Here is an 11,761-nt window from a genome sequence, read left to right as displayed (position 1 = left end):
GGCCCCGCCCCGGCCGGCTCATCCCAGGACGCGGATCGGCGCCCCATCGAGGAAAGCACGGATGTCCTCCACGATCTCGGGGAAATAGGTGCGGTAGTTCCGCTCGGTCACGTAGCCGAGATGCGGCGTCGCCAGCACGTTGGGCAGGGTGCGCCAGGGCGAATCCGGCGGCAGCGGTTCGATCTCGAAGACGTCGAGGCCGGCACCGGCGATCCGGTTCTCGGTGAGGGCGGCCAGGAGGGCGGCCTCGTCCACGATCGCGGCGCGGGAGGTGTTGATCAGGAACGCCTCGGGCCGCATCCGGCGCAGGGCCGCGTCGTCGACGAGGCCGCGGGTGCGGGCGCCGAGGACGAGGTGGATCGAGACAACGTCGCTCGCCGCCAGCAGCGCCGCCAGCGAGGGCGCGAGGGCCACGCCCTCGGCCGCGGCCCGCTCGGCCGTGAGATGGGGACTCCAGGCGCTGACCTCCATGCCGAAGGCCTGGCCGATCCGGGCGACCCGGGCACCCGTCTTGCCGAGACCGACGAGGCCGAGACGGCGGCCGGCCAGGTCGCTGCCGACGCTCGACTGCCAGGGTCCGCCCGTCCGCAGGGCCTGCACCTCCGGCACAAGGTGGCGGGCGAGCCCGAGGATCAGCGCCCAGGTCAGCTCCACCGGCGGCTCGGGGTGGCTGGCGGTGCCGCAGACCGTGACGCCGTGCGCCCGCGCGGCGGCCAGATCGATCGAGGCGTTGCGCATGCCGCTGGTGAGGAGGAGCTTCAGCTTCGGCAGCTGCGCGAAGAGGTCGGCCGGGAACGGCGTGCGCTCGCGCATCATCACGACGATCTCGCAGTCCCGGATCGCGTCGACCAGCGCCTCCCGCGACGCGAAGGTGGTCCGCAGGTCGCGCAGGGTGAGGCGGTCCGACAGCCCAGACCAGTCGGCCATGGTGGGGCCGACGCCCTGGTAATCGTCGAGGATCGCACAAGTGAGCATGGGACATCCTGTCAGGGGAGGACCGGGCTAACGCACAGCGAACAGCTTGGCCAGCCGCCCTCGAGACTTTGACTCCGCGACGCGAAACCGGCACCCCGGGATCCGAAACGATCACGATTCGTTCTCGACTGCAGACGGATGCAGCGGAGCCGGGAGGAAGATGGCGTCGATATCCGAACCGCCCGCCTATGCCGAGCTCGCCGTCACCACGAACTTCTCCTTCCTGCGCGGGGCCTCGCATCCCGGCGAGATGGTGGGGCAGGCCGCCGAGCTCGGGCTCCACGCCATCGGCATCGCCGACCGCAACACCCTGGCGGGCGTGGTACGGGGCCATGCCGAGGCGAAGCGGCGCGCCGCTGCCGGCGAGCCCGGCATCCGCTTCCTGCCCGGCGTGCGCCTCGTGACGCGAGAAGGCTTCGAAGCCGTGGCCTACCCGATGGACCGGGCCGCCTACGGCCGCCTGTGCCGGCTCCTCACCCTCGGCAACCGCCGCTCCGAGAAGGGTCAGTGCCGGTTCGATTTTTCGGAGCTCCTGGCCGCCAGCGAAGGCCAGATGCTCATCGCGGTTCCGCCGGAGCGGCTCGGCGACGACGACCCCTTCCTCGGCCATGTCCGCCAGCTCGCCGCCGAGGCCCCCGGCCGGGTCACCCTGGCGGGGAGTCACCGCCGGCGCGGCGACGAGCGTCGCCGCCTCGGGCGCCTGGCCGCCTGGGGCGAACGCCTGGGCGCCCCCCTGGTGGCGGTCTCGGACGCGCTCTACCACCACCCGGACCGGCGTCCCCTGCAGGACATCGTCGCCTGCATCCGCGAGGGCTGCACCCTGGCGGCTGCGGGCTATCGCCTGGAGGCCAATGCGGAGCGCCACCTGCGGCCGGCGGCCGAGATGGCGCGCCTCTTCGCCGATCATCCCGAGGCCCTGGCCCGCACGATCGAGATCGCGGAGACCTGCAGCTTCTCCCTCGACGAACTGACCTACGAATACCCCGACGAGCCGGTGCCGCCGGGTTTCACCGCACAGGGCTATCTGACCGACCAAGTGATGAAGCGCGCCCAATGGCGCTATCCCGATGGCATTCCCGAACAAATCATGAACACGATCCAGGATGAGCTGCGGCTCATCGAGAAGATGAACTATGCGCGCTACTTCCTCACCCTGTTCGACATCGTCGAGTTCGCGCGCAAGCGGGGCATCCTGTGCCAGGGGCGCGGCTCGGCGGCCAATTCCGTGGTCTGCTACTGCCTCGGCATCACGGCGGTCGACCCCACCGAGATCCGTCTGCTGTTCGCCCGCTTCATCTCGGAGAACCGGGCCGAGCCCCCCGACATCGACGTCGACTTCGAGCACGAGCGCCGCGAGGAGGTGATCCAGTACCTCTACGACCGCTACGGCCGCGACAGGGCCGCGATCTGCGCCACGGTGATCCACTACCGCCCGCGCAGTGCCATCCGGGAGGTCGGCAAGGTCCTCGGGCTGCCCCCCGACATCACCGGCGTGATGGCCGACACGGTCTGGGGCTCCTGGGGCAAGGACCTGCCCGACGCGCATATCCGGCAGGCCGGGCTCGACCCGGACAATCCGCGTATCCGGCAGGCGCTGGAACTCGCCCACGCGCTGATCGGCTTCCCGCGCCACCTGTCGCAGCATGTGGGCGGCTTCGTACTGACGCGCGGACGCCTCGACGAGACCGTGCCGGTGGGCAACGCCGCCATGGCGGACCGCACCTTCATCGAATGGGACAAGGACGACATCGACGTCCTCGGCCTGATGAAGGTCGACGTGCTGGCGCTCGGCATGCTGAGCTGCCTGCGCCGGGGCGTGGATTTCCTGGCACGCGATTACGGGCACGACTATCCGACGCTGGCCGACCTGCCGCGCGCGGACGAAGCCACCTACGCGATGCTGGCCAGGGCCGATTCGGTGGGCGTGTTCCAGGTCGAGAGCCGGGCGCAGATGTCGATGCTGCCGCGCCTGAAGCCGCGGGAATTCTACGACCTCGTGGTGCAGGTGGCGATCGTCCGGCCGGGGCCGATCCAGGGCGACATGGTCCACCCGTACCTGCGCCGCCGCCAGGGGATCGAACCGGTCGAATACCCCTCCCCCCATCCCGATCACGGGCCGGCGAACGAACTCGAGAGTGTCCTCAAGCGGACCTATGGCGTGCCCCTGTTCCAGGAGCACGCCATGCAGATCGCCATCACCGCCGCCGGCTTCGAGCCGCACGAGGCCGACGGCCTGCGCCGAGCCATGGCCACCTTCCGGCACAACGGCCAAATCGTGAACTTCCGCACCAAGTTCGTCGAGGGCATGGTGACGCGCGGCTACCCGCGCGACTTCACCGAACGCTGCTTCAAGCAGATCGAGGGCTTCTCCACCTACGGCTTCCCCGAGAGCCATGCGGCGAGCTTCGCCCTGCTGGTCTACGCCTCGGCCTGGATGAAGTGCCGGCATCCCGACGTCTTCCTCGCCGCGATCCTCAACTCCCAGCCGATGGGCTTCTACCAGCCGGCGCAGCTCGTGCGCGACGCCCGCGCCCACGGGGTCGAGGTGCGCGGCGTCGACGTCAACGCGAGCGATTGGGACTGCACCCTCGAGCCGGCCCTGGAGCCCCCGCCCCCCGGCGTCCCGCGGCGCTTCGCCGTGCGCCTCGGCCTGCACCAGGTGAGCGGGGTGCCGCAGGCCGCCATGCACCGCCTCGTGGCTCTGCGGGGCAACGGCTATGCCAGCATCGAGGGCCTGCAGGCGGCCCTCGCCCTGCCCCGCAATGCCCTGGAGCGGCTGGCGGAGGCGGATGCGTTCCGCTCCCTCGATCTCGACCGGCGGGCCGCCCTCTGGGCGGTGCGGACCCTGGAGGGCACCTCCGCCCGCAAGGCGGCCCTGCGGACCGACGGCGACCGGCGGGCGCATCTCCTCGACACGCCGATGCCGCTCTTCGCCTTCCATGCCGATGACGGGCTGTTCCGGGCCGAACCCGCCGTGGCCCTGCCCGCCCTGGCGGCCTCGGAGCACGTGGCGGAGGACTACGCCGCCACCGGCCTCTCCCTGAAGGGCCACCCGGTGGCGTTCTTCCGGACGCGGCTCGCCCGGATCGGCGCGATCCCGGCTCGCGACCACCACGACGGGTCCCGCGTGGCGAACAATGCCCGCGTCACCGTGGCGGGGCTCGTCCTCACCCGGCAGCGGCCGGGCACGGCGCGCGGGACGGTGTTCCTGACCCTGGAGGACGAGACCGGGATCGCCAACGTCATCGTCTGGCGCGACGTGTTCGAGGCCAACCGCGCGACCGCCATGGGTGCCCGCTTCCTGGCGGTGCGCGGCCGGGTGCAGCGCCAGGGCCTCGTGGTGCACCTCCTGGCCGAACAGTTCCGCGACCTCTCGTCCGCCTTGCGCGACCTGCGCGCCGGCGGCCTGCGGCTACCGCCCGAGACCACCGATTTCGGCGCCCCGGAGGATCGACGAATTTACCGCAGCCGCGATTTTCATTGAGGCCGAATCGCGACTACGGGCCGAACCCGCTGGCCACTCGGCCTGCCCAAGACTAGAGCTGTTCCAAACCTCGACGAGACCCACGACGCTGCCCCACTCATCGACACACGCCCCCTGGTGGAAAGGCTGGCAGGTCGTGCATGCGACCGAGCGCCTGCGCGCGCGCGCGTGGCTGGGCGAGGGGGCCGCCCTGACCGCTTCGGCCCTCGCCCTCGGCCTGCGCTTCGCCCTCGACGACATCCTGCCGCCGGGCTTTCCCTACCTGACGTTCTTCCCGGCCGTGATCCTCACGACCTTCTTCTTCGGCCTGCGGCCCGGCATCACCTGCGCGGCCCTGAGCGGCTTCGCCGCCTGGTACTTCTTCATCCCGCCCGCCAGCACCTTCCTCATCGACAGGCCGACCGCCCTGGCCCTGTGCTTCTACGTGTTCATCGTCGCGGTCGACATCGCGCTGATCCACGTCATGCACCGGGCGGGCGAGCGGCTGCGCACCGAACGGCAGGTCTCGGCGGGGCTCTACGAGCAGCAGCGCACGATGTTCCAGGAGCTGCAGCACCGGGTCGCCAACAACATGCAATTCGTGGCCGCCCTGCTGACCCTGCAGAAGCGCAAGGTCGGCAACGATCCGAAGGCGGCGCTCACCGCCCTCGACGAGGCCCGGGTGCGGCTGGAGACGATCTCGCGGATCCATCGGCGCCTGTACGACCCGAGCAGCATCGAGCGCCCGGTGGGGCAATACCTCAAGGAGCTCTGCACCGATCTCCTCGACGCCACGGGCGCCCAGAACATCGTCTGCCTCGTCGACACGCCGCCCCTGCGGTTCGATCTCACCCAGCTCACCACCCTGTCGCTCCTCGTGGTCGAGGTGGTGACCAACGCCCTGAAGCACGCCTTCCCGGACGGGCGGCGGGGCACCATCACGATCCAGCTCGAGCAGCTCGATGCGGAGCGCCTGCAGCTCGTCATCGCCGATGACGGGCGCGGCATGCCCGCGGATTTCGACCCGGACGCCACGCGCAGCCTCGGCTTCCGCATCGCACAGGGCCTCGCCGGACAGCTCGGCGGCCAGCTCACCTACAGCAACGAGGGCGGCACGGTGGTCCGCCTCGCCTTCACGCCCTGAGGGGCCTCACCTCCCCGGACAGCCCGACCATGCGATTGCGCAGCGCCCTCCTCCCCCTCCTCCTCGGCGCGAGCCTGCTCGGACCCGGCCTCGCATGGGCCGACGCGTGCGACGACCTCGCCGCCCGGATCGCCAGCGCCATGGGAGGAAAGGTCGGCCGGCGCACCGGCCCCAGCATCGACCTGCGGGTCCCCGGCGGCCTGAAGCTCGACCTGACCTGCCGGGCGGAGCCCATCGTGCAGGCCGCCTCCTCCGACCCGACGCCCTCGGCCGCCTACTTCGCCGATCTCGCCCTGGCGGCCGAGATCGTGGTCGGCGAGGGTGCCGGTGCGGTCCAGGCCGCCATCGCCACGGCGCACGCCACCGCCCTGAAGGAGCGGCGCAAATCCTTCATCCAGCAGAACGGCTGGTCGGCGAGCTGCTACACCGACGCCAGCGGCTCGATCCGCACCCTGTGCTCGGTGGGACGGATCCCGCCGGGTTAGGAGGCTCCTTCTCCGGATGCGCGGATCACCCTGGATCCGCGCACCGTCGCAGCTCCGAAAGGATCAGTACTCGATCACGTCTTCCAGGGCGTAGTGCTTCACCGTCTTCCGGTTGGCGATGAGCTCGTCGATGGTCGGCTCGCCCTTCATGGCGCGGCTGATCGCGAGCTTCGTCGCCTCGTAATTCGTCCGGTAGAGATCCTTGCGGTCGACGTCCGGGTCGGATCCGCAGCGCTCGTCCAGCCAGATCATGATGATCATGCAAAGCTCGTCGAGCCCGTCCTTGGGCAGGACGCCCTCGATCACGCAGTCGATGATGGCGTCCCCCGTGGCGGCCTGGACGACACCGCCGAGCAATTCGGCATACTCGGCCGTATGAATCGTGACCTTCGTGGTCATCATCGTGGCCGGGCGTACGAGCTGGTTGAGATCGCGCACCACGAACATCCGGGTGTGGCCCTGGACCTGGCCCATCATGCCGGCGAAGGCCTGGCCCACCGGGCCGCGGGTGGAACCGATCAGCACCTCCGGCATCGCGTCGGTGTACTGCCCTTCCGCCGCGAGCACGGTCGCCTCGCCGGTACGGAACCAGATCTCGGACATGGGGTCTTCCTTCCCTGAATGATCGCCGTGCCCGGGGGCCGGGATGGGTCGGGGCGCACAAACACCAGAGGGCGGCACGGCGTCAATCGCGGGGCGGATCTTCCGGCCCCTGGCCTCACGCCATCGGATCGGTCATGCAGGATCAGTCATGCAGGATCGGTTATGCAGGACCGCCGGCGACCGGGAGGGTCGAGGGCACGGGAGAGGCGCAAAGCCCATGAGCGGAGAACGGGACTGGAGCATCGCGGTGGCGGCCGCGCCTGACGGGGTCCGGGTCGAGATCGGCCTGCCCGGTACGAACGGCGCCCCGGTCACGGCGATCCTCGCCCTCGACCGCGAGGAGGCCCGAACCCTGGCGCGGGCGCTGCTGGCGGCATCGGGCGACGCGATGGAGCGGACGTTTCCCCGCGCCTCGGGCTCCGGCGAACGCTAGAGACCGACGCGGTTGCTGCGGCCCGGCAGGGTCTGCACCTTGGCGTCGCGGGACTCGATCGGCGCCGCGCAGGTGTAGGTGAACTCGGTCTGCAGGTCGGTGAACACGGTCTCGCCGCGGACCCGGCAATCCTCGCGCCCCGTCTCGTTCAGGTAGGTGCGCGCCGCTTCGCGGAAGCGCTTGACCCGGGTCAGGGCCGGATCGCCACCGGCGAACGCATCGTCGATGCCGCAGCCGGTGGTCTCGCGCAGGGCGTTGGAGACGATCAGCATCTTGCGGACCCGGCGCTGGTCGTAGACCTCGTAGGGGTCCTTGCAACCGATGGTGACGACCTGGGGCGTCAGGCTGACATAGGTCTTGGAGATGTAGGCGAAGCCGGTGCAGCCCGAGGCGATCAGCCCGAGCGCGACGGTGGCGACGAGGGAGCCGGTGAGCCGGTACACGATTCAGACGCCCTTCGCTGGTCTCGGGCCATGGTCGGTCCTGATCGGCATTGAAGCGCAGGCGCGCCCACGGTCAAGCCTCCGCCGGCCACATCCCGGTGTGATTCGATCCCGCCCCGGCTTCCGGGACGGGATCGCGCATCCTACTCGGCAGCGGCCGCGAGGTAGCGGCCTGGATCGTAGTTCAGGATGGGGCCGAGCCAGCGCTCGACCTCGCGCACATCCATGTCCTTGCGGACGGCATAGTCCTCGACCTGGTCGCGCTCCACCTTGGCGACGCCGAAGTAATGCGCCTCCGGATGGGCGATGTAGAGGCCCGAGACCGAGGAGCCCGGCCACATGGCGTACGACTCGGTGAGCTTCACGCCGATGCGCGATTCCGCCTTGAGGAGATCGAACAGCGTGACCTTCTCGGTGTGGTCGGGCTGCGAGGGATAGCCGGGCGCGGGACGGATACCGGCATATTCCTCGCGCACGAGGTCTGCCGGCGTGAAGGTCTCGTCGGCGGCGTAGCCCCAGAACTCGCGGCGGACCCGCTCGTGCATGCGCTCGGCCAACGCCTCGGCGATGCGGTCGGCGAGCGCCTTGACCAGGATCGAGCGATAATCGTCGTTGGCCCGCTCGAAGCGCTCGGCGATGCGCACCTCCTCCAGGCCCGCCGTGACGACGAAGCCGCCGACATAGTCGGCGATCCCCGTCTCGGCCGGCGCGACGAAGTCGGACAGGCAGGTGTTGGCGCGCCCGTCACGCTTCGTCAGCTGCTGGCGCAGGCCGAAGAAGGTCGCGAGGGTCTCCGAGCGGCTCTCGCCGGTGAAGAGCGTGATGTCGTCGCCCAGGCTGTTCGCCGGCCAGAAGCCGATGATCGCCTTCGGGTTGAACCAGCGCTCGGAGACGATCTGGGCCAGCATCTCCTGGGCGTCGTCGAACAGGGCCTTGGCGGCCGGCCCCTGGTTGGGATCCTCGAAGATCGCCGGGTAGCGGCCCTTGAACTCGTAGGTCTGCAGGAACGGCGTCCAGTCGATGTAGGGCACGAGGTCCGCGACCTCGTAGGAGCTGTAGACCCGCACGCCGGTGAAGCTCGGCTTCTTCGGCTGGTAGCCCGACCAGTCGATCCGGAACGGGTTGGCGCGGGCTTTCGCCAGCGGTAGGCGCTGCTTGTCGAGCTCCGAGCGGGCATGGGCGTCCGAGACCTTGCGGTACTCGGCGCGGATGTTGGCGATGGTCGAATCCCGCGTCTCCTTCGAGAGCAGGCTGGAGACCACGCCGACGGCGCGGCTCGCATCGGTGACGTAGACGGTCTGGCCGCGGTTGTAGGAGGGATGGATCTTCACCGCCGTGTGGACGCGGCTCGTGGTGGCGCCGCCGATGAGGAGCGGCACGTCGAAGCCCTCGCGCTCCATCTCGGCCGCGACGTGCACCATCTCGTCCAGCGACGGGGTGATGAGGCCGGACAGGCCGACGATGTCGACGTTCTCGCGCTTGGCGACGTCGAGGATCTTGGCCGCCGGCACCATCACGCCGAGGTCGATGATCTCGTAGTTGTTGCAGGCGAGCACGACGCCGACGATGTTCTTGCCGATGTCGTGGACATCGCCCTTCACGGTCGCCATCAGGATCTTGCCGGCGGCCTGGCGCTTGCCGTCGCCGCCGTTGGCGAGCTTCTCCGCCTCCATGAAGGGCTCGAGATAGGCGACCGCCTGCTTCATCACGCGGGCCGACTTCACCACCTGCGGCAGGAACATCTTGCCCGAGCCGAACAGGTCGCCCACCACGTTCATGCCGGCCATGAGCGGGCCCTCGATGACGTGGAGCGGACGCTCCGCCCCGAGGCGGGCCTCCTCCGTGTCGGCGACGATGTATTCGGTGATCCCGTTGACGAGCGCGTGCTCGATGCGCTTCTCGACAGGCGCCTCGCGCCAGGACAGGTCGGCGGTCTTGGCCTGGACGCCGCCGCCGGACTTGAAGCGTTCGGCCGCCTCCAGCAGGCGATCGGTGGCGTCGTCGCGCCGGTTGAGGACGACGTCCTCGCAGAGTTCGCGCAGCTCGGGCGGCAGCTCGTCGTAGATCGCGAGCTGGCCGGCATTCACGATGCCCATATCCATGCCGACCTGGATCGCATGGTAAAGGAACACCGCGTGCATGGCCTCGCGCACCGGCTCGTTGCCGCGGAAGGCGAAGCTGAGGTTCGAGATGCCGCCCGAGATGTGGGCGTGGGGCAGGGTCTCGCGGATGGTCTTGGTCGCCTCGATGAAGGCGACGCCGTAGCCGTTGTGCTCCTCGATGCCGGTGGCGACGGCGAACACGTTCGGGTCGAAGATGATGTCTTCCGGCGGGAAGCCGACCTCTTCGGTCAGGACCCTGTAGGCCTTGGTGCAGATCTCGACCTTGCGCTCCAGCGTGTCGGCCTGGCCCTGCTCGTCGAAGGCCATCACCACGATCGCCGCGCCGTAGGAGCGGCACACCCGGGCGTCGTGGACGAACTTCTCGACGCCCTCCTTCATGGAGATCGAGTTCACGATCGCCTTGCCCTGGACGCACTTCAGCCCGGCCTCGATGACGTGGAACTTCGAGGAATCGATCATCACCGGCACGCGGGCGATGTCGGGCTCGGCGGCGACGAGGTTGAGAAACTCCACCATCGCCTTCTCGGAATCCAGCAGACCCTCGTCCATGTTGACGTCGATGATGCTGGCGCCCGCCGCCACCTGGTCGCGGGCGACGTCGAGGGCGGCGGCGTAGTCGCCGGCGGTGATGAGCTTCCTGAACTTGGCCGAGCCGGTGACGTTGGTGCGCTCGCCGACGTTCACGAAGGGGATCTCCTTCGTCAGCGTGAACGGCTCCAGGCCCGACAGGCGCATCAGGCGCGGCACTTCGGGAATGGCGCGGGGCTTCACGCCCTCTACGGCCCGCGCGATGGCGCGGATGTGGTCCGGCGTGGTGCCGCAGCAGCCGCCGACCATGTTGACGAGGCCGGCGGTGGCGAACTCGCCCACCAGCTTGCCCATGGCCTCGGGGCTCTCGTCGTAGAGGCCGAACTCGTTGGGCAGGCCGGCATTCGGGTAGGCGCAGACCAGGGTGTCGGCGATGCGCGACAGCTCCGAGATATGGCCGCGCATCTCCTTGGCGCCCAGCGCGCAGTTCAGCCCGATGGTGAGCGGGCCGGCGTGGCGGAGCGCGTTCCAGAATGCCTCCGGGGTCTGGCCCGAGAGGGTGCGGCCGGAGAGATCGGTGATCGTGCCCGAGATCATGATCGGCAGGGCCATGCCCCGCTCCTCGAACACCGCCCAGGCGGCGGCGACCGCCGCTTTGGCGTTCAGCGTGTCGAAGATGGTCTCGATCAGGATGAGCTCGGCGCCGCCATCCATCAGGCCGCGCACCTGCTCCTCGTAGGCCTGTTTGACCTCGTCGAAGGTCACGGCCCGGTAGCCGGGATTGTTGACGTCCGGCGAGATCGACAGGGTGCGGTTGGTCGGGCCGATAGCGCCGGCCACGAAGCGGCGGCGGCCGTCTTGGCGCTCGGCGAGCTGGGCGGCCTCGCGGGCAAGGCGCGCGCCTTGCGCGTTCAGCTCGTGGATGATCGATTCCATGCCGTAATCGGCCTGGGCGATCGTGGTGCCCGAGAAGGTGTTGGTCTCGCAGACGTCGGCCCCGGCCAGGAAGTAATCGAGGTGGATCTGCCGGATCGCGTCGGGCTGGGTCAGGATCAGGAGGTCGTTGTTGCCCTTCTGGTCGTGCGCATGGTCGCCGAAGCGGTCACCGCGGAAGTCCGCCTCGCCGTAGCCCAGGCGCTGGATCACAGTTCCCATCGCCCCGTCGAGGACGAGGATTTTCTCGCCAGCGCGCTGGCGCAGGGCGGCTTCGATCTCTTTTCCGTCGACGGGGCGCAGGTCGGTCATGGGTTTCTCACGCGTCGTTCCGGGACCGCGGCGCGGCACCCGGAACCCGGAACCGCGACGGGTCCGGACAGTGAAGTTCGACAGGGTCGGCGTGTCGGATCCCGGACTCGCCTTCGGCGCCCCGGGATGACGTTTGCTTATGCCGCCTTGGCGGCGACCTTGGGTGCCTGCGCCCGCAGGCCGAGCACGTGACAGATGGCGTAGACGAGGTCGGACCGGTTCATCGAGTAGAAGTGGAAGTCGTTGACGCCGTGGTCGACGAGGTCGAGCACCTGCTCGGCCGCCACCGCCGCCGCCACGAGGCGCCGGGTCTCAACGT

General features: G+C 69.6%; 9 protein-coding genes. 4 read left to right on the top strand and 5 right to left on the bottom strand.

Going from position 1 to position 11,761, the window contains the following annotated elements; all coding sequences use genetic code 11:
* Positions 1-18: 18 nt before the first annotated feature.
* Positions 19-975 (bottom strand): D-2-hydroxyacid dehydrogenase family protein, encoded by a 957-nt coding sequence (locus ASF20_RS15200; protein ID WP_056275378.1) that lies wholly within the window; start codon positions 973-975, stop codon positions 19-21.
* Positions 976-1,135: 160 nt separating this feature from the next.
* Between ASF20_RS15200 and ASF20_RS15195 the strand changes: the two genes are divergently transcribed.
* The 3 genes from ASF20_RS15195 (at position 1,136) to ASF20_RS15185 (ending at position 6,067) form a co-directional block, all read left to right on the top strand.
* Entirely contained in the window at positions 1,136-4,459 is a 3,324-nt protein-coding gene (locus tag ASF20_RS15195) for an error-prone DNA polymerase (RefSeq protein ID WP_056275375.1), read from the top strand.
* Positions 4,460-4,595: 136 nt separating this feature from the next.
* On the top strand, positions 4,596-5,582 hold the full coding sequence (locus tag ASF20_RS15190) for a histidine kinase dimerization/phosphoacceptor domain -containing protein (protein ID WP_056275373.1): 987 nt from the start codon (positions 4,596-4,598) through the stop codon (positions 5,580-5,582).
* 29 nt (positions 5,583-5,611) lie between these two features.
* On the top strand, positions 5,612-6,067 hold the full coding sequence (locus ASF20_RS15185; RefSeq protein WP_056275370.1) for a hypothetical protein: 456 nt from the start codon (positions 5,612-5,614) through the stop codon (positions 6,065-6,067).
* 63 nt (positions 6,068-6,130) lie between these two features.
* Here ASF20_RS15185 and fae read toward each other — a convergent pair whose 3' ends face one another.
* Positions 6,131-6,670, bottom strand: a complete 540-nt coding sequence (fae, locus tag ASF20_RS15180; protein ID WP_056214816.1) for a formaldehyde-activating enzyme — start codon at positions 6,668-6,670, stop codon at positions 6,131-6,133.
* 217 nt (positions 6,671-6,887) lie between these two features.
* On the opposite strand from fae, the gene ASF20_RS15175 reads away from it, so the two are divergent.
* Positions 6,888-7,103, top strand: a complete 216-nt coding sequence (locus ASF20_RS15175; RefSeq protein WP_056215381.1) for a hypothetical protein — start codon at positions 6,888-6,890, stop codon at positions 7,101-7,103.
* On the opposite strand, the gene ASF20_RS15170 is transcribed toward ASF20_RS15175, so the two are convergent.
* The 3 genes from ASF20_RS15170 to ASF20_RS25010 all read right to left on the bottom strand — a co-directional run.
* The gene (locus ASF20_RS15170) at positions 7,100-7,546 is read right to left on the bottom strand and encodes a hypothetical protein (protein ID WP_056275367.1); all 447 of its coding nucleotides are present in this window, start codon (positions 7,544-7,546) and stop codon (positions 7,100-7,102) included. The two genes, ASF20_RS15175 and ASF20_RS15170, sit on opposite strands and share 4 nt — an antisense overlap.
* A 143-nt stretch (positions 7,547-7,689) precedes the next feature.
* A complete protein-coding gene (gene metH / locus ASF20_RS15165; RefSeq protein WP_056275364.1) occupies positions 7,690-11,442 on the bottom strand; it encodes a methionine synthase in 3,753 nt (1,250 codons plus the stop codon).
* Between the two features lie 137 nt (positions 11,443-11,579).
* A partial coding sequence (locus ASF20_RS25010) for a methylenetetrahydrofolate reductase (protein WP_244476447.1) occupies positions 11,580-11,761 on the bottom strand: 182 nt, incomplete at its 5' end.

The sequence above is a fragment of the Methylobacterium sp. Leaf88 genome (assembly GCF_001422795.1).
GTDB lineage: Bacteria > Pseudomonadota > Alphaproteobacteria > Rhizobiales > Beijerinckiaceae > Methylobacterium.
This window is presented reverse-complemented; position numbering and strand designations above follow the sequence as displayed.

Excerpts from the sequence above, each read along its gene's own strand:
- ASF20_RS15175 (WP_056215381.1), top strand. The coding sequence starts at position 6,888 with ATGAGCGGAGAACGGGACTGGAGCATCGCGGTGGCGGCCGCGCCTGAC.
- fae (WP_056214816.1), bottom strand. The coding sequence starts at position 6,670 with ATGTCCGAGATCTGGTTCCGTACCGGCGAGGCGACCGTGCTCGCGGCG.
- ASF20_RS15185 (WP_056275370.1), top strand. The coding sequence starts at position 5,612 with ATGCGATTGCGCAGCGCCCTCCTCCCCCTCCTCCTCGGCGCGAGCCTG.
- ASF20_RS15195 (WP_056275375.1), top strand. The coding sequence starts at position 1,136 with ATGGCGTCGATATCCGAACCGCCCGCCTATGCCGAGCTCGCCGTCACC.
- metH (WP_056275364.1), bottom strand. The coding sequence starts at position 11,442 with ATGACCGACCTGCGCCCCGTCGACGGAAAAGAGATCGAAGCCGCCCTG.
- ASF20_RS15200 (WP_056275378.1), bottom strand. The coding sequence starts at position 975 with ATGCTCACTTGTGCGATCCTCGACGATTACCAGGGCGTCGGCCCCACC.